Origin of the sequence: Bradyrhizobium sp. NBAIM18 (assembly GCF_020193825.1) — a bacterium.
In the GTDB taxonomy this organism is placed as follows: Bacteria; Pseudomonadota; Alphaproteobacteria; order Rhizobiales; family Xanthobacteraceae; genus Bradyrhizobium; species Bradyrhizobium yuanmingense.
Genome location: NZ_JADYVO010000003.1, coordinates 528,168 through 553,903, shown reverse-complemented (window position 1 = coordinate 553,903; position 25,736 = coordinate 528,168). Strand labels below are relative to the sequence as shown.

At 59.9% G+C, this 25,736-nt stretch carries 20 protein-coding genes, 1 tRNA gene and 4 pseudogenes; 11 read left to right on the top strand and 14 right to left on the bottom strand.

Annotation, left to right across the window (positions count from 1 at the left end):
• Nucleotides 1–1,234: 1,234 nt before the first annotated feature.
• The 4 genes and pseudogenes from panB to I6F17_RS09915 form a co-directional block, all read left to right on the top strand.
• Nucleotides 1,235–2,066: pseudogene (gene panB / locus I6F17_RS09930) on the top strand (3-methyl-2-oxobutanoate hydroxymethyltransferase); the annotation flags it as partial.
• Nucleotides 2,067–2,300: 234 nt separating this feature from the next.
• The gene (locus I6F17_RS09925; protein ID WP_157784119.1) at nt 2,301–2,636 is read left to right on the top strand and encodes a hypothetical protein; all 336 of its coding nucleotides are present in this window, start codon (nt 2,301–2,303) and stop codon (nt 2,634–2,636) included.
• Nucleotides 2,637–3,314: 678 nt separating this feature from the next.
• Nucleotides 3,315–5,312: a methyl-accepting chemotaxis protein gene (locus I6F17_RS09920; protein WP_225125857.1), complete on the top strand. Its 1,998-nt coding sequence runs from the start codon at nt 3,315–3,317 to the stop codon at nt 5,310–5,312.
• Nucleotides 5,313–6,200: 888 nt separating this feature from the next.
• Entirely contained in the window at nt 6,201–6,788 is a 588-nt protein-coding gene (locus tag I6F17_RS09915) for a GNAT family N-acetyltransferase (RefSeq protein WP_225125859.1), read from the top strand.
• 595 nt (nt 6,789–7,383) lie between these two features.
• Here the strand turns inward: I6F17_RS09915 and I6F17_RS09910 are convergent.
• Complete coding sequence (locus tag I6F17_RS09910; protein ID WP_225125869.1) at nt 7,384–7,569, bottom strand: hypothetical protein; 186 nt, start codon at nt 7,567–7,569, stop codon at nt 7,384–7,386.
• A gap of 2,770 nt (nt 7,570–10,339) precedes the next feature.
• On the opposite strand from I6F17_RS09910, the gene I6F17_RS09900 reads away from it, so the two are divergent.
• Entirely contained in the window at nt 10,340–10,609 is a 270-nt protein-coding gene (locus tag I6F17_RS09900; protein WP_225125872.1) for a hypothetical protein, read from the top strand.
• A 746-nt stretch (nt 10,610–11,355) separates the two neighbouring features.
• Here I6F17_RS09900 and I6F17_RS09890 read toward each other — a convergent pair.
• The 6 genes from I6F17_RS09890 to I6F17_RS09860 all read right to left on the bottom strand — a co-directional run bounded on the left by I6F17_RS09890 (nt 11,356) and on the right by I6F17_RS09860 (nt 16,506).
• Nucleotides 11,356–11,550 (bottom strand): nucleotidyl transferase AbiEii/AbiGii toxin family protein, encoded by a 195-nt coding sequence (locus tag I6F17_RS09890; protein WP_249782455.1) that lies wholly within the window; start codon nt 11,548–11,550, stop codon nt 11,356–11,358.
• A 549-nt stretch (nt 11,551–12,099) separates the two neighbouring features.
• A tRNA-Ile gene (locus tag I6F17_RS09880) sits at nt 12,100–12,175 on the bottom strand.
• Between the two features lie 101 nt (nt 12,176–12,276).
• The gene (locus tag I6F17_RS09875; RefSeq protein WP_225125875.1) at nt 12,277–13,104 is read right to left on the bottom strand and encodes an energy transducer TonB; all 828 of its coding nucleotides are present in this window, start codon (nt 13,102–13,104) and stop codon (nt 12,277–12,279) included.
• On the bottom strand, nt 13,101–13,562 hold the full coding sequence (gene exbD, locus I6F17_RS09870; RefSeq protein WP_036015839.1) for a TonB system transport protein ExbD: 462 nt from the start codon (nt 13,560–13,562) through the stop codon (nt 13,101–13,103). Before exbD ends, I6F17_RS09875 begins: the two co-directional genes overlap by 4 nt.
• A gap of 6 nt (nt 13,563–13,568) precedes the next feature.
• Nucleotides 13,569–14,318 carry a tonB-system energizer ExbB gene (exbB, locus tag I6F17_RS09865; protein WP_225125877.1) on the bottom strand — a complete coding sequence of 250 codons (750 nt, stop codon included), beginning with the start codon at nt 14,316–14,318 and terminating at the stop codon, nt 13,569–13,571.
• A gap of 103 nt (nt 14,319–14,421) precedes the next feature.
• Nucleotides 14,422–16,506: a TonB-dependent receptor gene (locus I6F17_RS09860; RefSeq protein WP_225125897.1), complete on the bottom strand. Its 2,085-nt coding sequence runs from the start codon at nt 16,504–16,506 to the stop codon at nt 14,422–14,424.
• A gap of 224 nt (nt 16,507–16,730) precedes the next feature.
• On the opposite strand from I6F17_RS09860, the gene I6F17_RS09855 reads away from it, so the two are divergent.
• Complete coding sequence (locus I6F17_RS09855) at nt 16,731–17,186, top strand: Fur family transcriptional regulator (RefSeq protein WP_036015841.1); 456 nt, start codon at nt 16,731–16,733, stop codon at nt 17,184–17,186.
• 351 nt (nt 17,187–17,537) lie between these two features.
• Here I6F17_RS09855 and I6F17_RS09850 read toward each other — a convergent pair.
• Nucleotides 17,538–18,407: pseudogene (locus I6F17_RS09850) on the bottom strand (DUF4238 domain-containing protein); the annotation flags it as partial.
• 365 nt (nt 18,408–18,772) lie between these two features.
• Here I6F17_RS09850 and I6F17_RS09845 point away from each other — a divergent pair.
• Together I6F17_RS09845 and I6F17_RS09840 are read left to right on the top strand one after the other, a co-directional pair.
• Nucleotides 18,773–19,480: a phage exclusion protein Lit family protein gene (locus I6F17_RS09845; protein ID WP_225125899.1), complete on the top strand. Its 708-nt coding sequence runs from the start codon at nt 18,773–18,775 to the stop codon at nt 19,478–19,480.
• 117 nt (nt 19,481–19,597) lie between these two features.
• Entirely contained in the window at nt 19,598–20,167 is a 570-nt protein-coding gene (locus tag I6F17_RS09840) for a hypothetical protein (protein WP_225125901.1), read from the top strand.
• Nucleotides 20,168–20,221: 54 nt separating this feature from the next.
• On the opposite strand, the gene I6F17_RS09835 is transcribed toward I6F17_RS09840, so the two are convergent.
• The 3 genes and pseudogenes from I6F17_RS09835 to I6F17_RS09825 all read right to left on the bottom strand — a co-directional run.
• Nucleotides 20,222–20,437, bottom strand: coding sequence for a hypothetical protein (locus tag I6F17_RS09835; protein ID WP_225125903.1), 216 nt, complete (start codon nt 20,435–20,437; stop codon nt 20,222–20,224).
• A 75-nt stretch (nt 20,438–20,512) separates the two neighbouring features.
• Nucleotides 20,513–21,457, bottom strand: coding sequence for a 5'-nucleotidase (locus tag I6F17_RS09830; protein WP_225125905.1), 945 nt, complete (start codon nt 21,455–21,457; stop codon nt 20,513–20,515).
• 9 nt (nt 21,458–21,466) lie between these two features.
• A pseudogene (locus I6F17_RS09825) lies at nt 21,467–21,616 on the bottom strand (SOS response-associated peptidase); the annotation flags it as partial.
• Nucleotides 21,617–22,160: 544 nt separating this feature from the next.
• Between I6F17_RS09825 and I6F17_RS09820 the strand changes: the two are divergent.
• The 3 genes and pseudogenes from I6F17_RS09820 to I6F17_RS09810 all read left to right on the top strand — a co-directional run.
• Nucleotides 22,161–22,232 (top strand): annotated as a pseudogene (locus tag I6F17_RS09820) (SOS response-associated peptidase); the annotation flags it as partial.
• A gap of 692 nt (nt 22,233–22,924) precedes the next feature.
• Nucleotides 22,925–23,284 carry a hypothetical protein gene (locus tag I6F17_RS09815; protein WP_225125907.1) on the top strand — a complete coding sequence of 120 codons (360 nt, stop codon included), beginning with the start codon at nt 22,925–22,927 and terminating at the stop codon, nt 23,282–23,284.
• Between the two features lie 52 nt (nt 23,285–23,336).
• The gene (locus I6F17_RS09810; protein ID WP_225125918.1) at nt 23,337–23,864 is read left to right on the top strand and encodes a hypothetical protein; all 528 of its coding nucleotides are present in this window, start codon (nt 23,337–23,339) and stop codon (nt 23,862–23,864) included.
• Here the strand turns inward: I6F17_RS09810 and I6F17_RS09805 are convergent.
• The 3 genes from I6F17_RS09805 to I6F17_RS09795 are packed head-to-tail and all read right to left on the bottom strand — an operon-like array spanning nt 23,861 to nt 25,730.
• On the bottom strand, nt 23,861–24,808 hold the full coding sequence (locus I6F17_RS09805; RefSeq protein ID WP_225125920.1) for a hypothetical protein: 948 nt from the start codon (nt 24,806–24,808) through the stop codon (nt 23,861–23,863). The two genes, I6F17_RS09810 and I6F17_RS09805, sit on opposite strands and share 4 nt — an antisense overlap.
• 34 nt (nt 24,809–24,842) lie before the next feature.
• Nucleotides 24,843–25,211, bottom strand: a complete 369-nt coding sequence (locus tag I6F17_RS09800; RefSeq protein ID WP_225125922.1) for a glyoxalase superfamily protein — start codon at nt 25,209–25,211, stop codon at nt 24,843–24,845.
• A 12-nt stretch (nt 25,212–25,223) separates the two neighbouring features.
• Nucleotides 25,224–25,730, bottom strand: a complete 507-nt coding sequence (locus tag I6F17_RS09795) for a DDE-type integrase/transposase/recombinase (RefSeq protein ID WP_225125924.1) — start codon at nt 25,728–25,730, stop codon at nt 25,224–25,226.
• Between the last annotated feature and the right edge of the window lie 6 nt (nt 25,731–25,736).

The window sequence follows — 25,736 nt, the reverse complement described above, 5'->3', positions numbered from 1 at the left end:
GGAGGCAACATGCGCAATAACTCTCACGATTTCCATGGTGGTTCAGGAAGGTGCTGCGCTATTTGTGGCGGGAAGTTCGGGCTGATCCGCTACTACAGCTGGCGAACGGCGCTTTGCTCCAAAAGGTGCGTCGACCGCTTCAAGTCGCGGCGGGAGGCCGACCAAAAATGGTTGCGCTGGTTGCGAGCAGCTTGACAGGTGCCGCTGAGTGACCTCCCGGCGACAGTGCCTTAGCCGGGCGATGTTTTCGCCCCGACAGGCCATCGAGTCGAGCGAGGCGTTTTCAGGAGTGGTGTGGAAAATTAAGTGACACGGACCTCGGCAACAATCTTTGATTTCAATGCTTACAGGCTGAACAAGGGGACTACGGCTAAGCTGTCATCCGGCCGACCTTGCGCGACCGCCTCCAATGATGCGCTCACATCGTACTATTTCTTTTGGCTTTCTCTCGCATGGACCCCGTTCGCCCTGATGGGTCTGTCCGCAGAACGGGACCCTTCCTGACCGATCGACAGGAATCGGTGTGATGCTGGGAGAAGCAGCTTCCGACTCATTCTTCGGCATTTGCCGCAGACAGGCTGAGAGATTGAGCGGCTATTATGGTATTGGCCACGAACTTCTTGCGAACTCTAGCCCGCCCACGCTCTCCGGCACTCGCATCGATCAGCCTTGCCGAGGTGGGCGGGCAAGGAGGCCCCCAGGAACTACTGCTGAAGCGGCAGAATCCGGTTCTTCGAAATTGGTCTGCCCGCATTGCGCAGTCTATCGGATGGCGATTATCGACCGCCTCGCCGGCGTGCATGCGACACCCGGGAACGGAGCGGCGGCCCCGGTGAGCTCCATGCGGTGGAATAGATCGTGGGTAGAGCTATGGCTTGAGCGGGGGATGCCATGTCTGATCGATTTTCGATTTACAAAGTCTCGCTTGAACGTTGCGGTCGAAGGTGGTCGTGGTCCATCTCCGCGACGAATGGCCCGTTGGTCGTGGCGGGAACGCAACGCAGCCGAGCCGCGGCGCGCTATGAAGCCAACAAAGCACTCTTCCTGTTGTTGCAAAGTGCGCCGTATCGACGGCGGCTTCCGTGTGGTTCGAGCAAATAAATCTGTATCGTCGCGCTTTGGATCGTGCCTTGATCGATGCTTCCGAGGCGGGAGGTGAAGCCGCTCTCCCCTTCTATTAACGAAGCTCTTTCCGTGTCCCGTCCAACGATCAGTGTCGTAGGATCTTCCGCGCATGAGCCACACTTCAGAGTCGCCTTTGCAAGGCTTCACCATTCCAGTCCTGCAGCAATGGAAAACGGAGTGACGTCCCATCGCGATGACGACAGCTTACGATGCGGTCACGGCGCGCATCGCCGACACAGCGGTCGAAATCATTCTCGTCGGTGATAGTGTTGGCAATGTCTGCCTGGGCGCCGACGATAAGCTTCCCGTCAGCATGGAAATGATGAATCATCACCTGGAAGCAGCCTCGCGCACAAGGCCTCGTGCCTTGGTTGTGGCCGACATGCCGTTTCTCAGCTTTCATCTCAGTCTCGATGAGACAATACGCAATGTGGGAGGTTTCCTGCAGCGGGGTGCCGGCGCCGTGAAACGCGAGGGCGGCGCCAAGCGTCTGGGGATCATGCGTGTTTTGGTGGATTGCGACATCCCGGTGATGAGGCATCTTGGTTTTACCCCTCAGAGCGTCAATGCCATGGGCGGCTTCAAGGTGCAGCGAAAGACAAGAGCCGAAGCATTACGTCTGCTCGATGATGCTCACCGTTCAGGAGGCCGGCTGCTTCGCTTTGGGCCTCGAGGGCATTCCGGCCGAGCTCGCGGGACGCGCAAACCGATGCGCTGACCATACCCACCATTTGGATTGCAGCCGGGCCAAGCTGCTCGGGCCAGCTGGTCGTACTCCACGACGTCTTAGGGCTGGTCGAAGGTAAAAGGCCAAAATTCGTCGCGCCTACGCGAATGGGGAGGTTCTACAGGAGGCGCTGCTACGCTGGGCGGTCAGATGTCCGTCAGGGCACACATTCCCTGGGAGTCAGGGATGCTATCGGCTTCCCGAGGAGCTCCGCGAGACCATTGCGAACTGGAAGGCTCCCCGCCAATGCCGGAGATCAGGTCCTAGAGCCCACTCAGAAGAAGCCGTGATGCGGAAATTGGACGATAACCGGCGCGCGAGCGCGGAATTTGAGCGTCGATATGTCGTTGATTGCGTCAAATCAGTGCCGCGAGCGCACTAGTGTGCAGCATTACGCTCCGGTCTTGGCAGGTCGGATAGTGTGTTTGGAAAGGGCAGGGAGAAGGATATGGTTCGCCATTTCTACCGGCTCCGAATGCGCACATTCGCAGCTGCATTGCGGCAGCACAGCAGGCGCGAAATGCTGCAAAAAGTCCGGTTTCAATACAGTCTCATGCAGCTTGGGAATGAATTGAAGTCCTCCGACAAACGCTGTATCGCGGCCGGACATCCATTAGAGCTTGAACGGGGTGCGATCGAAGTCGTTCCTCACAGCCTCGCTTCCCAAGATCCCGCGGAGCTCGACGGCATTGCCGTCTACCGGGAAGCGGATCAACGCCCTGACCTTCACCAGCTCTCCAGCCCTGCGCTGCAGCGGCCATTTCGCAGGCGCGTGAGGCGCTAGCCTGCACGCGATCGCCTCGCTGATATGGTTGCGTGCGTTCGCCACCAGCCCAGGGGCGGCCTGGCTGACTAACGCCTTCGCAGCTTCGCAGAGGTTGCAGCACAACCATGGGCTCCAACGTAGGGCCACAACTTAGGTCGAAAATTGTGCGATTGACGTGAGCGATCTGCTTTCGTCGGATTGCGAAAAAAGGCCGTGCGAAAATTCCGCACGGCCAAGTCAGGGAGGAAACGCCCCAAAGGGCGGCTGAAGAGAGCATAAAGTGAGTGCCCACACTCACTGGAGCTCCAAGCTTGCGCCTACGGTCAAGTCGCGCAAGCCGGATGTTGAAATATCCGTTTCTTGCGCTGATTGAGCCCAAAGTTAGCGCATGCGTCGCATGTTTTATGCGAATTGGAGCGTTCAGATGCAGCTATTCCGTGAGACGCTCAATTCAAAATGATCACGTCATGCCCACGCTCTGTGTTCGTCAAACTGACGCAACAGCAGTTAGGTCGTGCACTGGCGCGGGGCGCGGCGTTTTGCGCACGAGTTCAGGATTTGGAAATCAATCTAAATTAGCCAGCGCTCGTTGTTGATTGAACGAAGCAGGTTGACCCAGTCCGATCAACGTCGCGCGACTTGCTGACCTGCGATTGTCAGCACCGCTCAAACAGATCCGGTCACTTCGAGGGACAAATGGTGAGCAAGAAATTCTCCGGCACTCGCGAACGTTGGTCCGTCCGATGGGGCTTTCGAATCAGATTGCGCGAGCAGATGGCAGTGCTCGGGATTTCTGGTGTGCTGGTCACCGGCGTAATCTGCGTCGCAGCTCTGCACTACGCGAGTATCGTTCAACGAGAGGCGAGCGCGAGCAATGAATTGAAAGCCCGTGTCGTTTCATTGTCACAAAGCTTTCTGGAGTCTGGCCAAATCGCGACCGAGTTCCTCCGCAAGCCCACTGAAATGTCGATCAAGACGCATGCGGATCTTCTTGATCGCCAGCTCGACGATTTAAGTCGGGTCGAAAAACTGATCGGGGAGTTGCCCGGCGATGATCCGCTGCGGCAGGCCGCCTCCCTGCGGCCGGTAATTAATCTCTATGCGACCCGCTTTGGAAACGTCGTTGCAGCACAACGCAACCTAGGCTTCAATGAAAATGAGGGATTTCAGGGCAAGTTGCGCATAGCCGTGCACGCGGTCGAGGAGCGATTGAGACAGGTGAAGCAGCCGCGCCTCACGATCTTGATGCTGATGATGCGCCGCCATGAGAAGGATTTTATCTTACGGGGCGAGGAAAAATACGCAGATCAGCTTTCCGCCAGGGGGATGGAGTTCGAAACCGAACTTGCTCAGGCAAGCCTGCCTACGGAGGAGAAATCCCAGCTTCTCGAGCTGATGCGGGCGTACAAGGCAAATTTTATTTCATTCATGGTGACGCAGCAGACGCTAAGCGATCAGGTGGATGATCTTCGACAGATTCACGGCCGCATTCGCCCGGCAATCGCAAAGGTCGTGTCCGCGGCAGACGCGCATGCGCACGCTATGGAGATCCGAGCCGGAGAGATTCGGCAGAGGCTGGTCTGGCTCATTGGACTTGCAACGCTGCTCGCGGGCCTGTTCAGTATGCTTTTCGGGCAGCGCATTGCCAAAACCGTCGCCTCGATGACCGCGGCCATGCGCCAGCTAGGTGAGGGGCGGTTCGATGTAGTATTGCCGGGCCTCGGTCGAAAGGATGAGCTCGGCGATATGGCTGAAGCGGTAGAAATGTTCAAGCTGAGAGCTCGTGAAAAGCTGCAGGCGGAGCTCGATGCTAAGGTCGAACGGGACCAGGCTGCTGCTGACCTGCGTAAGGCCGATATCGCTCGGCTTGCGGGCGAATTCGAAGCAGCCGTAGGGCAGGTGATCGAAGCCGTTTCGTCCGCCTCGACGGAGCTGGAAGCCTCCGCCCGGAGCCTTACCTCCTCTGCGGTTGAGAGCCGCCAACTCTCGATGGATGTTGCCTCATCATCCGACGACGCGTCCGCCAACGTTCAACGCGTAGCGACCTCGACAAGCGAAATGGCTCTAACTATCGCTGATGTAGGCTGGCAGGTCGAGGAAGCAGCGGAAATGGCGCGCGAAGCGGTCCGCAAGACCGAGCTCAGCGATCAGCGCATGGTTGCTTTGGCGTCCGCGGCGGAGCGGATCGGCAGCGTCGTTCAACTTATTGCGGCGATCGCGCGGCAGACCAATTTGCTCGCGTTGAATGCGACAATCGAGGCTGCTCGCGCAGGCGATCTCGGCCGCGGCTTTGCAGTTGTCGCCGAGGAAGTCAAATCCCTCGCGATGCAAACCGCCCAAGCGACCGTTGAGATTGGCAAGCAAATCAACGACATTCAGGCTGCGACAACTGAAGCTGTCGGCGCGAATGCCGAAGCCGGCGCCATCGTTGCTCGCATTTCCGACATCGCTATGACTGTTGTCGAAGCCATCGGCGAGCAAAAAGAGACCAGCAAGAATGTCGCGCTCAACTTACACGAAGCTGCGAGCAAGACCACTCAGGTGGCGGCGAGCGCTGGTGAAGTTACTCATCGCGCCAAGGCAACAGGAGGGGCTTCGATGCAAGTGTTGAGGTCTGCCGAACTGCTGTCTGAGGAAAGCTCTCGGCTGAAGCACGAACTTGGAGGTTTCCTCAGGAGAGTCCAAGCGGCATAATTAGACAAACCGCAAGCTCGCATCTTGCGCGCGGTGACGTAAGCGCCTTTCGGCTGGAACCAACCGGAACGGCGCTGCGCGGCGAAAAATGTTGCAGCGTGCTTCTCCAAGGGAGACGAGTCTCTTTCGTCATCATGATCGCGGTAGCGATCACAGGTGTCTAACAAATCGACGCGACCTGACGTTACAGCAGACCGACGGTAGAGTGCCATCTCAGTCAACCTGCATCAATAATTGCCGCGCTACTCGGGCTGGCCACCTAAATCCTCACGCGAACTTGATCTTCCGGATAGACTTAGCAGTGCAGCGGATCCCTGTCGCCCCGCGATCGCTGCGGGCTTCGCAACATTGTTTATAGAGCGATCTAGAGTTACAAACGGATCGAGAGAAAATCGTCATGGAGGCGAGAACGCTCTCGGAAAGGCGAATTGGCTCGCCTTGCAAAAAAAAGCTGCGCGTCGTGAATCTTAGAAAGGTAGTTCTCCGGTTAGGCCGAAAAAGAGTTTGTCTTCGACTGGGCTTGGTCCGTCGTTGTCTGAGACTGTTCGTTCGTCAATAGTGCTCTCCTGAGAGGAGCGCTGATGAACTGGAATGAGGTCGTTGACGAATCCGTGTAGAGGGTAGGCGCGGGCAAACAATGGTTCGTGTTGTCACGTGCATCAATTCGGGTCAAACGTTCGGAGAATGAGAAGGCGTCGCGTTCACTTTCAAGCGTTTCGTTGTCCTTACAGCGGTTAGCGACATCAACGCCTATTGCCTCCAAATGTTGTGAACAGGGCGTCATCTGAATGTCGATATGGGGGCATATCTGCACGAGCACGTATGCGGCGGCACCTTTTGCTCTAGGCTGGTGGTGCGGGACGTGTTCTGGTTGAAGGAGCTTGTGACATGGTGAGCACGCGTGAAGTGTCTGTCGATGACGCCAGAACCGTGACCCGGATGGTTGGAGCTCTACTTACAGAACTCGGCGCTCGCCACGTGCAGGCTGAACTGGATGCTCGGCTGGTGGCCGACCTGCTTGTGAAAGAGCGCATTCATGGATTTCTCGGTTTTGTCGAAGAGCGCGCTGTAGGCATTATCATGGTGGCGGAAAGTATCTCGCTTTTCGCGCGCGGCTCCTACGGAATCATCACTGAACTCTATGTCGTACCGGATCACCGCTCGTCTGGGGTAGCGATGAGCCTCATCGAGGCGGCCGTGGCCCTCGGTACCGAAAAGGGCTGGGGGCAACTTGAAGTCGGGGCTCCCAGGCAACCGGTGTGGAGTCGCAGCCCGAATTCAGCGTTGTATTTGAAGGCCGGCTTTGCTGAAATCGGTCCGCGCCTTAAATTGCCACTACACCAGGTAACTAGTTCCCCGGCAAAACCTCCGACCCCTTCGCGATTAGAGCGTAGGCGACGAGATGTGCTGCGCCGCCACACTCCGGACACAGCTGTTGCAGGGGCGGGTTCGCCTGCGCCCAATTTGTCCTGGTGAGGCTTGCAAGGCTGGTTTGAACGGGGCCGACAACTAGGGCCGCTACCGCTGCCACCGCTGCTACATTCCATGGAATGGAGTTCGCCGGCGAGGGGCCTTAAGCGCCGCGGCTGCCTCTGTTGTGTCGTTCCTATACACGAAGCCACCATGCGGGTTGCAAGAAGCCGGAGAACGATCTTCTATGGCACGATCGCACGCGCGTGGCATGGCGGACCTGCCATCCGCGGACCGTTAATAAGGGGGGACAGAGCCCCTCTCGAACTGGCAACAGGGTCTTGGCAGCGAAGTCGAGACACCCGATTAGATTAAGAGAATTGCGGAGCAATAGCCTTCAGGAGGATGGAGGAGCACGGTGCTCGGACTTTCTAACCTTCAGGGCTCGCCTTTTCATGGTCGCGGTCAGTTTCTTGGTTTTGGATCTTTCCGGTAGTTTAGGATGTGACCGCTCAGACGATCCAATTGACTCTCCCTCTTGATTCCTTTTCATCCGTCCCTCTCTAACAAGGGGCTTACGCCCGAGTGACTCATCAAAACATCAGGAGTCGAGATCACACAAAGGATACGCCGCGCATTCAGAAGATTGTCGGATTACACCTCAGGATTCTTGTTGGTCTGCCAGGCAAGCGTTCTGCAGCCGGTGCCTGATCGCGCTAAGTCTGTTGCCCAGCTTGCCCACCTCCTGAACAGCAAGGTCTCCAAAAACGAACCGATCGAGCTTTTCCTGCTTCGCGGCGATAATCGCGAGACGTTTGCTGGCGTTGTCTGCCAATGAAAGATGCATGACCCGGGCATCCCGCTTGCATGGCTTGATGATGCAGCAATCTCTTCCTCTCCAGTAGCTTCGATTGCGTGGTGACGAAAGATGGATCAACCTTCATCAACTTTGCAAGCACTTTGACCGGAATACCCTCGTCCTCGTCCAGGTCCGCCAACCATCAAGAGCATCATTTGCGCCCCGGTAATGCCAAGCGCAGCAGCGCGCCGCAATGAAGAAGATCATTCAGGCACGCATTGATCAACCGGATCTCGCGCGTGAAGCGACGGACCTCCTCGCCATTCTCAGCAGGTCTGTTTGCGGGGGGTGTTGTTAGGGCGGACGAGTTCGGCGCCATTGTATCCAAGGTGCTCGATCGTCAACTTTGTTTGGGCTCAACATTCGACAGAGACCAGGCTGTTGGGCCGACCGACTGCGAGCTGCGGAGTACCGGGCGTAGGTCACTATCCTGTCGCTCCGCTCCCGGTAGTCGCCGCTTCGATGCACATGTGCCGCAACTTCGCACGATCGCGAAGGTGGAATTCGCCGAAAATCTCCACTCGAGCGAGGAATTTTGGCGTTTAGGGGCGCCGCATGCGCGATGACCGTCTCGCTAGGGCTGCAAGACTACAATCCAAGAGTGAAGCATCGGAATTGGCCCAGCAGGCGGTAGGGGCAGACCGGGAAAGGGTAGGCGAGCGCACAGGGAGCAGGGAGCTGAGGCAGACGATCGATTGAAGCAAAGCGGTATTGGATTTTCGGCTACTCGATCAATTCAACTAGAAAGCGCGCTGTGCTATCATCGCCTTTCAAGTTGGGGGATTCTCCGATGTTGGACGCCACTACAACAGCACTTCTGCGGGAGATCCTAAAAGCCGTCTGTGTAAACGTGCCTGGGAGTGATGGTGGCGTGCGGGCACATGTCGCCTCGAAGCTTCTGGAAGCCGCCAGCAAAGGTGAGAGGACGCGCGAGCGTCTCGAGCAGATTGGCCTCGATGCGCTTCGCCACGCGCCGAGCATGTGGCGGTAAGCGACCGGAATGATGCCGACGTCAGGTGAACATTCCGAATCTCAGAGTTGACCGTCTCGGAGAAGAAGGCGCTCCACGCAATCTTAGGTCAGACCGCTTACAAGAGCTCATTCCCTGAAAACTCAGCGTTGTGGGCAGATTTAGAAGCCGCCGTCCAGCCAACCGACCGGGCTCCATGCACTCGGTACACTTGGTAATCCTGTCGATGGGGCGATATGGCGTCAGAAAATCGAACTTGGGAGAGTTACCAGAGTCTCAGCTCTCGCTTGCTTCATCTTGCTCCCGTTCCCGCGATCACCGCCGCGATGAGGCCGGGGCTCCCGCAAGCAGGCCGGTTTCGAACGAGTTGCAACTGCCATAGACGGCAGCCATTTCGGAAGGTTGAGCTTAACAGGAGCTTAGGAGCTAAATGGTTCGACGTAGGGCTTAGGTGCCGCTGCGGCAGTTCTGCATTCGTAAAAGACTTGGCTAACCGACCCGAGGGCGGGCCGAGTGCTCGCGACGCATGCTGCGGTGAAGATCGAAAGTATTGTGTGAGGGTGGCTATGTTCCCTCGGGTTTGGAAGCCCACTTAAATTGCTGCGGCTCCAAACGTCGTTGAGCTATGGTGCATTGACCGGTGGCATGGGCGCAGTCGGTCGCGGCACGAAGTCAGTATGGAGCTGACCGCGTGCGGACACCATGATCGCAAAGGTCACAAGAAGAATGAAAAAGCCGCGCATTTGACGAAATCAATCCGAAAGCCATGTAGCAACTATGAAACGTCTCGCTCCGATGCTTTCACATGGGCCGCGAATCGATAACTGCGAACCCGCGGCTCGTGAGGCGCGAACACCTTCGGTTCGCATAGGCCGGTAATGCATTATGCTGGTAGTGCTGCCGCAAAACAGCAAACTCGCCCTGATAACGACGAAAACACGCATCCTCAACCGAGAAAGGAAGGAATTTTGCATCGGATTTGAACAAAAATGCTGATCGGGCGGGAAAGCAGCGGCGGCTGTATTCGCTTCTTTGGCGCAGTCGAGGACGGCTCCATGCGCGATCACGACCTTGTTTCGGGTAGCCTCTTGGCCCTTACCGTTGTCGGTATCGCGCTTCTCTGCTCTAGCTTGCTCGCATTTGCCTTGATTTAGAGCGCGGTAGCAGAAGTCAGGGAAGCCGCAGAGTTCTGCCTGCCGACCGAGGCAACAAGCGGATCCTGGAATACTCGTGGTGGACACAGCACTGCCGCCAAGAAGTGCCTGGGCTGCTTCGGACACGACGAGAGCACTATCGCTATTTCGATTTGAGCTAGGGGCGGCACCTCGATGACAGCAGATCTTCTGGAGCCACAAGAGCTGTTTGATTGACCACGAAAAGGTATTATTCTGATATCCGCGACGGCGGCCAATTCATCCGCGACGATGAAGGTGTGGAGCTGCCCATATCAAGACTGCGCTCGAAGAGGCGACAACTGCGCTCTCCGAGATAGCGCACGAATGGGCTAGAAGCAGGCCCGCATCACTGAATGGCAGTTGAAGTTCGCGATGACCATGGCCTTGTCTTGCAGCTGGCATTTCCAGCGTCCAAGGGGAATGTGATGAACAACCACGTTCCCATCCGGAGCGTTGATGCTGTTTCAACAGGCGGCCGCCCCAATCTATTAGATAAGCGGCTGGAAGATAGAATCCCATCGTGTTGCGCGAGGGGAAACCGAATTGGGTGGGGCGAGACTGAAATCGACGAGTGGCCCCGCGGCAAAGTTAGCGGCAAGAAAGTGCCGACTCGATGAGCAAAAAAACGGCGAGTGATCGGCCATTTTCGCCGCTAATTGTCATGGACGCAATGCTAAGTTGTTCCGCAGCAACTGGCTGGGGGAGCAGCATGGTCAACGCATTTCGCAACACGGTTATTGCTGTCACTTTTATTGCAAGCGCCAGCGTCAGCATTGTGTGGGACTTTAACAGCTACATCGCCTGTGCCCTTGCGCTAGTAGTCTCATTCGCGGCCGGCTATTGCGTCGAGCGCGCCTTCATCCATCGGTCACATCGCGAGTGATCCACCTCCACGGCGCGGACTGGCATTCGGCAGAGGACCTACACGACGGTATATGATCGCCATTCAAGCTTGTCGGATGAGCGACCGTTGAGACACGTCGCACAGTTCACGCTGATCGGCCTTTATACCGGTACGCGTGCCGGCGCCATAGCCACTGCTTCTCCGTTTCGGGCCGAAGGGAAATCATTCGTTGACCTCGAAAGCGGATTTTCAACGGCTCGGCGCTTGGCAAGCAGGCAAGCACCAAACGTCAGCCGCCCGTGCTTTGCCCGGCATGCTTCTTGCCCGTCTTCGACGATGCGCGCGCTTGTTGTGGGCCTTGTAAGCGTCGGTGCCGATGAAGTTCTGAACGTCAGGCTGCTTGAGTAGTTCATAAACATCGTAATAGTGCCGCATGAATTCGACCGAATCGCTGCCGTCGGCCTGCTGCTTACGGAATTTCGGTCTGGAGCTTTTCAACGAAGGTGTAGCGGGGATCATAGCAAGGCACCGCCTTGGCGCGATTGTCGATCACGTCCACTTTGTGTGCTGCAGCATGATCATACACCCAGGAGCTGATGTCCTTCGGTGCGTTCGGGGCCACGGTATCGAAGCCCGCCTCAGCAGGACGCCGTCGCGCAAGCCTTCCATAGCTTCGACCACCGTCTTGTAATTCAGCTTGATCCCACCGCTTCTGTAGTTGGGCACATCGTCAAACTCGCTATCGCGCTCGACACTGCTAATGCCGTCGATCTTGATCGTCTGGGCTAGAAGTCTTTGCGCGACTGGATATGGGCGGGTTTGTTCTGGTTCTTGCCGGTCTTTACGTCTCGGCCGGGCGGCGGCTCGATCAGAATATCGATGTCCTCCGAAAACCGGCCAATGATCTTGTCACCCTTGGACAGCGATGTGCCGCCTTTAGTTGGAAAGTATAGCTCAGCTGCTGAAGGCCATAGAGGCAGTGCATGATCCAGTAGTCTTTTTCGGCCAGGGCCGGATCAATGCCCTTCTCATCCGCCACAATCCGGATCAGATCCGCAAACTGCGGGTGATTGTGGAGGAAATCACGCGGCATGCAATTTCGCCCGCCCTCAGTGCACGTCCGAAGAACTTCTTGGCGCGCTCGCTTCCGTACTCGCGCACAGCACGACGCAAGCGCTTTTGATCGCATTCAGCGGCACGCTCCGCCACACGCCTGAGAACTTCATCCCTGGCCTGTCGACACGGCCCACGAATTGGCCCGATCTCTCAGCCTGCGCCTAACCAAGAAAGGCCGAATCCGGTTCGGGTTCCTTCGCACCGGCCATCGAGACCCCCCTCGGTTTTCTCAAATCCTAAAATCGACAGAAAATAGAGACGAAATTCGTCAGTTGCGCCAGGAGGATCTGAGATCGGGTCGTTCACAAAATGAAATCGAGTCGTTCTTGAAGCGGAAATCGAGTCGTTTTCAAACTGTCCGCATACACTACTACTACTAACTACTACTACTATCGAAGGAGGAGGGCGAAGCGTGGTGGGCCCGGCAGGACTCGAACCTGCAACCAGACCGTTATGAGCGGCCGGCTCTAACCATTGAGCTACAGGCTCCGCCGCGAGGCGGCTGCGGCAAGCGCGGCCAGCAACGGTGCGCGGTTCGTCACTACGATGCAGTCCAGCACTGTCACCGCAATTCCGTCCATACCGTTCGGTTAGCTACGATCAAACCTGATCGGGACGGAAATCGTCAGCGTGTCTCCGCCGTGACCGGCAGGAGGCGTCGGCACCGGACTTGCGCGTCGCGCGAGGGCGACAGCCTCGCTGTCGAGAGCGCTGTCACCTGAGGAGCGCGCCAGACGCGCCGACACGACACGGCCGCCCCGGTCGATCGTGAATATGACCGACGCAACCCCTTGGCCGGCGCCCGGGGGGTAGCGCTTGTGTCGATTGAGATGCGCGGCAAGGGCGCTTTGCCAGCTTGCGGCAGATGCAGCCGGGGCGCGCGCTGCGCTTGGCGCCGGTGCGGCGAAGCTGTCCGCGCGCTGTTGCGTCCTGACGCTGGGCGCACTCGTCTGTGGAGCGGCCCGTTTCGGCGCTGGCCTCTTGGGCTGTGGTTCAGGTGGTTTCGGCGGTGTCAGCACAGCATCCGCACGCTCCGTCTCGGGCAGCTTGGGAATGTCGACCTCGGGATTGCGGGCGGCGGGCGGTTCGATCGGTTGGGACGTCTCTTTCGATTCTTCCGGCGGCTTCTCCTGCGGGGCAGGAGTTGGATCGGGTGGGGTTTCCGTCACCTGCGGTCCGGGAGCGACGTCGGCCGCCGTCGGCTCCGGCGCGGCGGTGAGTGGTGCGAGCTCGATCATGATGGCGTCCGGCGGCCCACCCGGCATGGCCTGCGGCGCCGGCCGGTTAATGCTGAGCCACACGCCTCCCGCATGCAGCGCGACCACGGCGAGGCCGGCCGCCGTCCAGCGCAACGCCGAGGGCAGCGTCGCCTCGCCGCCGATTCTGCCGTCAGGGTCGCGCCAGTCGATCGCCGTCATGGCTGCGTCGCGGCGCCCGAGACCGGGATCGTCGCCTGCCCGGTATCTTCGAGGCCGACCAGCGCGATCTTGAGGTAACCCGCCTGCCGCAGCAGATTCATCACGTTCATCAGTTCGCGATAGGCGACGACGCCATCGGCACGCAGGAACACGCGCTGCTCGCGGTCATGGCCGGTCTGTTGATCCAGAATTGCCTGCAAGACGCTGCGCGGCACATCCTCGTTGCCGAGCGCCAGGCTCAGATCCTGCTTGACGGTGAGGAACAGCGGCTTGTCCGGGCGCGGTTGGGGCTGCGCATTGGACACCGGCAGATCGACCGCGACATCGACCGTCGACAGCGGTGCAGCCACCATGAAGATGATGAGCAGCACCAGCATCACGTCGATGAACGGCGTAACGTTGATCTCGCTCAGTTCATCGATGCCGCCGTCCTGCGGGTCCTTGAGTGATACGGCCATGGCAGCTCACTCCGCAGCGGCGCGGCCGCGCTCCAGCGCCACCACTGATGAGAGCAACCCGCGGTCCTGCCGCTCCAGATCGCGCGAGACGTGCTGAATGATCTCGCCGGAAGCATCGGACAACAGCGCCCGGTAGCTTGCGAGCGCGCGAGCGAACACGTTGTAGATAATGACGGCCGGAATGGCTGCCACCAGGCCGAGTGCGGTCGCCAGCAGCGCTTCGGCAATGCCCGGCGCGACCACCGCAAGGTTGGTGGTCTTGGACTGCGAGATGCCGATGAACGAGTTCATGATGCCCCACACGGTGCCGAACAGGCCGACGAACGGGGCAGTCGCTCCGATCGTCGCCAGCAATCCGGTGCCGCGGGCGATGTCGCGGCCGGCCCTGGCCTCGATGCGCGACAGCGCAATCGCAAGCCGTTCCTTGATGCCGTCGGCCGACAGATTCGGCGAGCGACGGCATTCGCGCTCGGCGGCTTCCATCAGGTCGGCGACGTCGCCCTTGCCGGTCCAGCCGGCTTCGATCTCCTCGCGCGCCGCTTCCAGGTTGCCGGCGCGGACAAGTTTGCGCACGCAACTGCGTGCCCGCCGCCGGGCGGCCATCAATTCCAGGCCCTTGGCAAGCCAGATCGTCCAGGTCACCAGCGAGGCGAAGGCCAGCCCGATCATCACCGCTTTCACGACGATGTCGGCCTGCATGAACATTCCCCACGGCGACAAGTCGTGAGGTAGCGTGGCCGCAGCGTCACTCAACATAACCTAAGTCCTTCCTCATCGCGCGAGCGATGTCCGCAGTTGCAATGGCTGCCGGACATCGCTCGCCGTTCTTTCGATCACTTGGCGACCGGATCCGAGCCGCTCAGAATTTCACGGAGGAGAACACCCGGATATTGCGTCCCGGTTGCAGAACCTCGTCCTTCTTGTAGGATTGGTGGAAGCGGATATCGTCATTCAGCAGGTTCTCGCCTTTCAGGCCCAGGCTCACCTCCATGGGCAGGGATCCCGTCGGCACTGTGGTCGTGTAGCTCAGCTCGGCGTTGAGAAGATTATATCCAGCAGTCGGCGTCTCGAACGCTCCGAGATTGTGTTGCGCGAAGGCATGCAGCAGATTGACCCGCGCGATCCAGTTCGGATCCCGATAGAAGATTCCGCCGCCCAGCCGGTGAGGCGGAATCTTGGGAACGAAGCTGCCATCCGTGAACGTGGCGCGGACGAAGTCGTACTGTGCCTCGACGCCCCATACGCCGTTCCAGACCTTGGCAACGTCATGCTCGACCTGAAGCTCGCCGCCCACGAACTTGGCGTCGCGCTGCGAGTAGATGATCTGGTCGAACGTCGCGCCGGGAGTGCCGCAGGAGGCGAAGTCGTCACCGCACCTGACGCCGGTGAAATTCTTGAAGATGAAGTTGTCGAACTTCGTGTAGAAGATCGACGCATCGAACCTTGTATCGCCACGGCCGCGCTTCAGCCCGAGCTCGAGAGAATTGGCTTTCTCGAGCGTCATGGTGGGGTCGCCGATCTCGAACGTCCGCGGCGTGTCGTGCGGTCCCTTGTAGAACAATTCGATCGGATCCGGCGCACGCTCGACATGCTGTGCCGTGACCCGCGCGACCATCTCGTAGGGGAGGTCGTACAACAGTCCGGCGCTGGCGCTGACCGGCGCGAAATCGCGGCTGACCGGGAACGTCGTCGGATCGTTGGGCGGCGGAAGAAACGAGGCCGGGAAGCGCGCGCCGGTGCCGTTGATGTCCGTGCGCTCGGCGCGGACGGCGCCTTGGGCGCGGAGCGCGGATGTGACCTGCAGTTCCTCGAACACGAAGGCCGCGACGTTCTGTGCGCGGGCGGGGGCGAGGAGCTGTTCGTCCGCGCCTCCGACCGACAGATCGCGCCGGCCCCATTGCAAGCCGACGGCGCCTCTGAGCTCGCCTAGTGCGGTGTTGACGGGCAGATGCGAGATTTCCGCACGTGATTCGAATTCCCGGTTCCTGAACGTCGAACCAACCTCGGCTGCTGCGCCAACGCCGTCGATTTCCAGATGCTTGTAGGCGGTATAGCCGAGCCAGTACTTGATCGTGTCGATTCCCCCTTCGCGAAGCCGCCACTCGCCGCGGCTGCTCCACTTGGATTGGCGGAGGTCGATATGGTTCTTCACCCGGGCCGACTCGATGCCCGGAATGAAATAGGTCATCGCCATGCTCTGGTAGGACAGTCCGACAAAGCCATCGTTGAAAATGTAGGAGCCGCCGAGGCTTTGCCCCTGGGAAGAGTAGCTCGAGTTCTCCTGGACTCCGCCCGGAATGCGGTAGTCGCCGGCGCTTCGTTTGAATGCATCGAGGTGGAGCGCAAAATTTCCGCCGCCCGCGTCGAGCAGGACGGCTCCGTCCTTGCCGTTGCTGACGCTGTTCAGGCCGCCACGCGCCTGAAAAGCGATACCGTTTGCCGGCACAAAGGTCGGAATTCGCCCGTTATTGGCGCTCACGACACCACCGATGGCCTGCGAGCCATAGCGCAGCGTACCGGGTCCGCGAATGACCTCGACTTGGCCGCTCATGAGCGGATCGATCGTCACCGCATGGTCTTCGCCCAGGTTCGCCATGTCGCCGGAGCCGATGCCATCTTCCTGCGTGCGGACGCGGAAGCCGCCGAGACCGCGGATCACCGGACGACTTGCGACCGGGGAGAACGATGTCGATGAAACGCCGGGTGTCGTACTCAGGGTGTCGCCAAGAGACGCTGCCCCGCGGCTCAAGGCCTGCTGAGGGGTGACCACCGACACCGAACTGAATGACGGCGCCACCGGTATCGACTGAGAGGTGGCCCACCAAGGGACGTTCTCGCCGGTCGTCTGGCCCGATTGTGCGATCGGGCTGGGCGATGTGACCACGATCTCCTCGAGTTGGACCGTCTGGGCATGCGCACCCGTCGACAAGGCGAGCGCACTCACCCCCACAGCCCATCGATACAACCGCATGCCAGCTGCCCCTTATTGCGAGTTATTTGCAATAAGGGAATTGCATGCCTGCTTCCGGAAGTCAAACTATTGCAACTAAGTCGCAAAGGCAGAAGGGCCTTGGACGCGGGCTTATAGCGGGAACTGCAGGAAACGAGTAGGGAGGTCACGTGCTGATCGCAGGTAAGCTGTGACCCGCGCCACCCGATAGGGCGCTGATGCAATCAAGGCTGAATGAAGAGTTTGAGCGGCTGTGCCGCGAGAAGGGTTTGCGGCTGACCGGGCCGCGCCGCGTCATTCTCGATGTGCTGGCCACGGCATCCGATCACCCGGATGCGATCGAAGTGCACAGGCGCGCGATGTCGATCGATCCGAGCATCGCCATTGCGACCGTTTATCGCACCGTGCGACTGCTCCAGGAGTCGGGGATTCTGGAAAGCCATGCTTTCGGCGATGGCCGGGCAAGATACGAAACGGCAGGCCGGGAGCATCATGATCACCTGATCAATATCGAGACCGGTGATGTCATCGAATTCCGTTCCGATGAGATCGAGCGCCTACAGGAAGAGATTGCGCGCGCTCACGGCTTTGAGATCGTCAGTCATCGCTTCGAAATATTCGTCAAGCCGCTGGAAGCGGGCAAGCGAAAGAAGGCGTCACGGAGCAGGCGGTAGGGAGCAGCTCTGCGGGTTTCTCGCGTCGACGTCCATCGTTTCGCGACAACCGTTCCTTTGCCTATAGCCGTGATAATGTTGTGGGGCCACTATTAGAACGACTCGGCTATCCCGTTGATATCACACGATCCAGCATTTTTAGAGCGACTCGATCCTGACTATTAGAACGACTCGATTTGCCGTTTTTCGTTTTTAGAACGACTCGATCTCGCAAGCCGCTTAGATGACTACCAAATTGGGCGCGGATTTTTCGCAGCTGGTGTTGGCAAAAGGGCGGGCCGGCATTGTCGTCTATTTAGGTTTCAGCGCCACGACTATCGCGTCTTCAGGCTTTTTACCGGCATCCAGGAATCACTTATCCTGCGCAAGTGTGGCGCCGCTCCGCAGCTCCCCTGCCTCGTTCTTGAATTTGAACTCGTGGTCACGCGCGTAGACCTGATTTCGCGCGTTGCTGATGATAAAGCTGTTGATCTCACCGACTGCTTTGGCGTCGGCTTCGATCACGTTCTCTTCCCCTTCGAACGATCCACGGAGGCAAAGAGTGGGCGAGAGCGCGAATATTACTTCGGTTTCCTTGAGGCCAAATCCCGGCGACAGCCCTCCAGGACCCTTCCCGTCTTTCCATCGCAGGCAAATCGGGTCATCCGTCGTGACAAACGTCCCTTCCTGCGCCTCGATGATTTGCCACTTCCGATGCCAAAGCTTCTCGGTGAGAGGGTCGTGCATGTCGATTTCGAGTGCCATGAGCAGCGGTTTCGGCATCGGGAAGCGTTCGTCCGCCAAGACTTTCTGGACCTCCGCGACCGTCGTGCCGGTCGCGAGCATGCCGGCGGCAACAGCCTGATCGACCGCGGCTTGGGTTCTGAATTCCTCTGCGAAATGAAGCCGAGCCAACTGATCGTGGATTTGGCTGAGCGCGTCTCGTGTGGAGGGGTTGCGTAGCGCAAGGGCAGCCATAAAATTCATGATGTGCGCACGGTCCTCTTCTCCAGCGAGCGACTTTGCTTCTTTCACTCGTTCAAGAGCCGGTGCCATTTCCGCTTCGAATTCGGCGAGCGCCTTTTCGAGCTCGTTCTTGTCCATACCTTCCAGATCGATGCGATTGAAATAATTCTCCGCCGCCACACCTTCTGGGGGCGGGCGGAAGGAATGCCCGGTCGGACGGTTCACTGCGAACAGCTTCCCCTTCTCCCCTGAGAAGCCCCGAAGGTAGAAGCGGGGGACGTAGTGGTGCGATGGGTAGCCCGATCAGAGGGGCGGTCCACCGGAGTTGCTGCGGTCCCAACGCTTAAGACGATGCTCGATGAGGGCAGCAGACTGCCCAGGCCGTCAACAAACGTCGCCAAATAGAATGCCGTTAGGTTGTCCGGCGAGGTCAAGTTTCGAAGTTCTATAAGTAAGAAGATCGACAACCGAAACCCGAAAGGCGAACTGAAATGACCTAACCCTACGAACCGCTCCCGGCGAACGACACTGCGGTGCTTATGGAGCCTTACTTCCAGCTGCTTGGAAGCAACCCGTCGTACATCGCTCCGGAGCGCGCGGACGAACTGGCGACCAGCGTCTTCGGAGGCGCTCTATGGGATTTGATCGCCAAGAAAGGCGCCCCGCCCGGCGGCGTTCAGCCGTTCCTGGCGAACCCCGAAAACCGGAGCATCGCCGTCTCGTATTCCGGATTGGCGATGGTGTGGTGCATGGCCGTGTTCGGCGTCTTTTTGCTCGACGTCGTCAAGGCCAACCGCGGCGTCGTCGAAGGCCCTGTCAACATCGGGAGGGAGATGCAGAAACTGCGCGGGTATCTCGTCTACGCGAACAAGCTGCGGCAGGTCGACATTCCATGGCCGGACGATTTGATGCCTCCGGATGTCAACTCCAGCCATGAAGTAATCCAGGAGATCAACAACGTCATCCTCGGCGCGGTCGCCTGGATCCTGCTCCATGAGGTCGATGTGCATCGGCAACATGAGGTGGAGAGCTCAAGGAGCCTGAAGGACGAAGAGGAAGCCGACGAATTCGCGGCCGCCTGGGTGTTCGCGAAGGTGCCGGACGACCGACAGCGCGAGTTCAGGATCCTGGCCGTCGGGGTTGCGCTGGCCTGGCTGCTCCTGTTCGCGCCCGTCGCCGGCGACGCCAAGCACCCTGCAGCCTACTCGAGGGTGATGCACGTGTCGTCCTATTTCGAGCCGGCGGTGGACAGCGTCGCTCTGGAGGTGGTCGCCCATCTGTTCAAGGCTCTCTTTTTTCCGACGGAGATGCCGCCGACATTCACCACGCCGGCGGAGCTCTTCGACTAGACCGTCAGCCAGCTTCGGAAGCGGTCGACGTGATTTGGAGCCCTAATGGATACTCTGGGCTTGCCGCAAGCTAACTAATCCGTTAAGTACCGAATTCGTAACATAACGGGATGTGTCGTGCTCGAGTTCAAGAGTGTCGAAGATTACATCGATGCCTTCCGCCGGAATTCACAGCTGGCGGTGGTCTCCGTGCAGATGGCAGCCGATTACCGCGGCGTGACCCGCGCCGCCATCGAGCGGATGATCGCCACCGAGCAGCTTGAGGTGATCAAGATCAACAGCACCCGATGCATCAAGCTTCAGGGGCTGATCGACCTTGCCGAAGCGTTCGAACATCAGGTCCAGGTCGCGCGAAAGTACCTGGAGGAGGCCGCTGTCGCCCAGGTCATCCTTTTCTACGAACAGGTGATGCAGGCGCTGGGGCTGTCGAGGACGGTGCCGGCTGACCGCACCAAGGTCGGTAGGGTGCTTGGGCGGGTGTCGGAAATCAGCTTCGAGAAGGACGGCATTTTGCTGTCCGCCATCGTGCACAGAAAGACCGCGGGTCACACCGTGCCCGGCCCCGGCTTTTTGACCTTGGCCGAAGAACTTGGTCTCGAGTGGGATGACGAGCGCACCTTCGTCGACGAGCACGTCAAGCGCGTTTTCGACCACTACGCCAAGGGTAGCCGCCGGAAGCGCTCCTGACGCGAGCGTCGTTGGCCACGATCAATGTTCTATCGTACACGGCCAGGCGAAACGTCACGACTCGCCGGGCCCGGTGAAGATCGACGTCGGCGGTGTCGTGCGCGACAAGGGCAAGGGCAGGGGCCGCTCGGTTGGCGCCGATCGCGATGTGCCGCCCTTGGCATCGTACCGCTTGGCTAGATCCAGCAGGCGACGCCGAGTGAAAGGGTCGGCCCGCTCGGCGATAACGCGAACCCGATGGGCGAGACCTTGGTAAAACTCCTGCTCCATGACGCAACCCCACGACCTTGATCGGTGAATTGGCGGCAGCGACGCTCGTGGAGTCAAGCCCGGCGGTGGTCGCAGTTAGAGCCCCGCCGGGATAATCGGCTCGTCGGGATCGTGCGGGCCGGGGACGTGGCCGGCCGGCACCACTCCGGCTGCGCCGAGCACATGCTTTATCTGGTCGTCGAAAAAGATGTGCGCGCCCAGGGCCTTCAGGATCGGACCCTTGGAGCGGACGCCCACGAAATGCGCTTCGTCGGCCGGCGTCCCCCAGTCACGCAGGGTGTGCACCACGCGGGCATGGGCGGGCGCGTTGCGCGCCGTGACGATGGCGATCCGAACCCTGCTGACGCCTTGCTCGTTCAGGAAGATCTTCCGCAGGATCGAGAGTTTGCGCAGGAACTTGCCGAAGGGTCCGCCGGCCATCGGCGTCTTCGCGTTCTCCCGTTCGTGGGCCAGGAAGGCCTGCAGCCCCTGGTTCTTGAAGAGTTCGTCTGACTCCGCGCTGAACACGACGGCGTCCCCGTCGAAAGCGATGCGGACTTCGTCGCTGGGATCCTCTTGGCGGGCTTCCGGAGCCGTGCCCAGCTTCGCCGCGGCAGCTCCCGCCTCGATTGCCGCCTGCACGTCGGCGATCTCGTTGGACAGGAAAAGGTCGAGCTCCCAGGCGGAGATGAAGGGGCCGAGAGAGCGGCCGCTGGTGAAGCTGCCGGCTTTGATTCCCAGCTTGTAGTGGTCGATGGAGTTGAACGCACGAAGGGAGAGGTCTGGTGAATTCCTCGAGAGCAGGAACACCTCGACGTAGGGCTTTTGATCGGGCTCGTTCAGCCGCAGAAGCCGCTCCACGACCTCGAATCCCGGACCCTTGCCGATGAGCGTGTCCTCTCGCTCCAGCTGCAGCGCCGCATAGGCCTCGACGCCTTGACTCTGGAAGACCGCGTGCTCCTCCTCGAGATTGAAGAGGGCGCGGGTGGAAATGCCGATGCGAAGCGGCTGCGCTCTGAGGGTCTCGCGGATGTCGGTCATGAGGCTCGTCTACCCGACCTGATCTTCCTTTGTACCCCGTGCCACGATCCGGAGCGTACCGTCCGGAAGTGGCCGCTGCAGTTTCAGGGCCTCCTCGGCGGGTGCCGTCATCCAGGTCTCGACCTCGTCCGGCGTCGTCAGGATCACCGGCATCGCCTTGCCGGGGACCTTCAGAACCAGTACGCCGCGCCGAACCCCATCTTCGAGGAAGTCGCCCACGACCGCTTTGCACAAAGCACTGATGTGCTGTCCGACGCTTTGGCTCCTCGTCAGGTCCAGCGCCATTAGCATCCCCAAGGGGACATTCGTGTTCTGGTACGCCGCGGTCTGCTCTCCGTAACTCTCGAGCAGAGCACCAAAGGAGCAATCATCCGACTCCCGCTTGATCTCGGTGATGATCCGGACCCGCCCCAGATCATGAAAGACATCCGCGCGTCCCGCAGCCACTCCTCTTACTTCGTCATGCGTACCCAGCTTCGAAGTATGAAGGAAGCGCAAATAATCCTGCTGCAACTCCTTCTCGAGAGGCTCGCTCCCATCCGCGCTTTCAAAAAGGTAAGCGCCCGTGGGATCCTGCGCCGCCGTTGCGTCGAGGCGGAATTCGAGAAACAGCAGGGTCTTCAGGGCGAGCGCCAGAAAATCAGATCTGACCTCCTAATACCGCGCAAAGGCCTGCACTTCCGCGAACTCGATCCTCACGTAAGGCGAGACCACCAACGACCTCTACGCGTTCCTGACGACGGAGGCCAACGTGGAAGTCTTCGCCATCCATCCGAACCGGATCTCGCCTGCAGTCGCAACGCAGAGGGGGCGGAAGCGCAATCAAGGCGGCAATTCGCAGCCAGCGAAGCCCAGTCGACGCCGATCACCCAAGAAGGCCGCGAAAGGCGCCTAACTGGATCCGAGGTCGCGCAAAACGGAAAAACACCCCCCTAGAGTCCATTGCTCTCGCGCTTAACCGCACGGATAAGCCAGGCGGAATAACTGAGTGGCACCAGTGACCTATAAAATCGAGTCACTCTTAAAGCCGGGAATCGAGTCGGTCTTATTCCGGAATCGAGTCACTTTTTCGATGTCCGCACACTATTATTTGTGCGGCCACTTTGAAAACGACTCGGCTATCCCGCTGAATTTCCACGACCCCGCTTTTTGAAAACGACTCGATTTCCACTTTGAAAACGACTCGATCGCCCCGTTTTTCCTTTTGAAAACGACTCGATCTGGTAAGTGCCTGACAAGGCGCTGTTATTCAGGCTGATTTTTTCGCGAAACGCCCGCGAGTGACCCTGTTTTTCGGCGCGAGCAAGACGCTATGGACGGCCTGCTCACAGGTTGCAGCAGCGGGACTTTTATATGGCCAATAAGGTTTGCCTTCGCGGCAACAAATATTGCCGCAGTGGCTGCGAATGAGACCCTCGTGAAACCTTCGGCGGCTATACGCTCCAGATCGAAATAACGGAGCAAGTCATGACAGCCCGCCGACGCACGGAATTCGCCGCCTTCGTCCTCGATCTGATGGACTTCATCGAGGAGAAGATTCGCGAGGCCATGGACGACGAGCGCTCGCGGGCGCCCGCTATCGGCGAGGCCGCCGGCGCGGTGCCGGTGCTGCGCGACCGGCTGCAGGAGAACGACGTCGTGAACGCAAACTTCATCCTCGCCCTCGGCAACGTGATCGAGACGCGGTACGCCCCCGACTGGTGGGGCAACTTCGCCAAAATGGACCGGAGAGAATTCGAAGATGCCGCCCGGGATCTTGTTGGGCCGGAAGGGCGCCTCGCGCTCTTACGGAAGATCGTGGCGGAGGCGGAGGCGGACGCCTCCTAGCAAGCTTTTCCAGTCGTGACCGACTCGGTTAGCCTTTCGTTGGATCTTCCGGATGACGGCAGAGACCGCGATGGCCACTGAGCCGAAGCTGAAGGCGCCAAGGAAAGCGAAGCGGCGGCGCAAGCCGGCGGAGGCGTTCGTCGACTACGTCGTAGAGATCGAAAGCTGGGATTTTAGCTACTGGCTGGCACTCAACACGCTGCGCGACCCGCTCGATCCCTATCACGAACACCGGCACCTGCAGATCAAGGGCCGGCTGCTGCGGCCGGCGGGCCTGAGTACCGATCGGGCGGAGGTCTCGCTGTTTCCATCGACTAACATGGAGGAAGCCAGGCGCAAGGACTTCAGGCCGATCGCGGTTGGAGCGATCGACGTCTATCCGGAGAGGCTGGACGCGAACCTCAGCATCCCCTCGGACGCGTTGGTGCCGATCCTGCATATGCTGACAGCCGAACGCTTCAAGTTCGTCGTCATGAGGGGATCGAAATTCCGCTTCCGCAGCGCTCGCCTGCACAGTTTAAGCTTGGCCGCGGCGCTCGGCGAGGACGACTTGCCGGCGGAGGAGGAGGCAAGTTCTTAGCGCGCCCGACCGATCATCAGCAGTATGCCGCCAATTTGCGGCAGCAGCGCCAACAGCATCAAGCGCAGCATGGCGAAGCCATCGGCCCCTGGTTTGGCAGTTCCGGCGGTGAGCCAAGCCACGATCTTCGCGGCCGCGTCGGTTTGCGGGTCTGCTGCGCGTTCGACCGAACTCAACACGGACTCGAGCGCGCGCTGGCGATCCGTCACGGCTTGCTCGCGCTCGCGGCAGAAGCGGCCGACCCCGCCGGCGCATTCTCGGTTACGTGACGTCACGGCATCACGTAACGCGTCTCGCGCCATCGTTACGGCGGGCGTGACGCGTGACGCCCGCGCGAGCGTCACGTCGGCGATGTTGACTGAGGCGAACCCTATGCCAGAGGTGACGGCGAATACGAAGGTCATGGACCATACCAGCCAAGCCACTGTTGCCGTGGCCCGCCGACGTGCCTGCCAAAGCTGGATGGCCGTTGGGGGCACAGCGAGGGCAACGAGATCGCTCGCGACGCCGATCGCGAGAAAGAGCCATCCGGCCAGATCGGTCGAGCCCAGCGTATGGGCAAACCAGCCGTTCATCGTGAGACCTACGCCGGCGAGTGCGAGGGCTGCCGCCGTCAAGCCGTAGGAGCTGATCGAGCGCCCGCGCGTCACCTGGCGATGTGACTCCGTGACGTTGGCCGTGAATGGCAACGTGACGGCGAGGGTGACGGGGGTAACAGGTAATGCGACGGGGGTGTCGTGCGTGAGGGTGACGTTGGGCGTGACTGGCGGCGCGACGGTCGTTGCGTTCGACGCATCGTTGTGCATGACGGGCAGCGCAGGAGCGAGCCCAATCTGGCGCTGCTGCCGCTTGCGCTCCCGATAGGCACGCTGCCGTTCGGCGCCCGTTTTGGGTCGACGAGCTTCGTGCTGGGAGATGGTCGATGAAATGCCGTCGTCAGCCATTGGAAGCCGCTCCTGTCAGCTCTGAAGGGGTTGGTTAGAGCGGGTCGTTGCCGCCAACGGCATCGAACACCGGCTCCTCCATCGCCTGCCTGGACCACGACCCCGTCGGATTCGCGCGGTCCAGGAGTTCGCGGGCGGCGGCGCCGAGACCCGCGGACTCGAGCACGCGCATCTGGAATGCGTCGCGGGCGGCGAAGTCCTCTTCCGAGAGGTCTTCGTCGAGGAGGCTGAGGGGCGCTTCCAGATCGCGGCTCAGGAAGTGCCGCCAGTCCTGAAATCCGCACAGGCGGGCGGCGAGCTCGACGCAGGCGTAATGCTTGAATTCGACGCCCAGACCGCGCAGCACCTTGCGCAGCCGCTTCGCCAAGCCCTTCATGCGCTTCTCGGACATCATGACGATCATCGTGTACTCCTCTTACTGGGTGACGTTGGGAATGTGCGTATCGGCGGCCGCGACGTAGGACTGGCGCCAGCGTTCGATGTCGTGGCCGAGCTCCATGAGGGTCGGGAACCGTTTGTCGCGGAGGAAAGTGCTGAGGTCGCGGAGGAGCCGCTCGGCGGCAGCCGTCGTGCGGGGCGTCGGGCTGGCAGTGACCGAGATGCCGTGCCGCCGGGCCCAAGCCTGCAGCGCGGGGTGGAAGTCGCCCATCAAGGAGCGGTATGCGAGGCTATGGTCCATCCAGATCTGTTCTGGGCGGCCCGAACGCCGAACCAGCCGTTCCAGCGCGGCGATGATGTCTTCGATGACGACGAGGCTAACGGCGGCGCTCAGCGGACGGCGCGTGCCGACGTCGGCAACCAACATGACGTAGGGCCGGCTAGGGAAATCCAGGACCATGAAATCGACCGCCCAGGTCTCGCTCGGGCGCGTCTCCCGCAAGGCCGGCGTCCTGGACATGAACGGCATCTTCAAGATCTTCACTCGAAT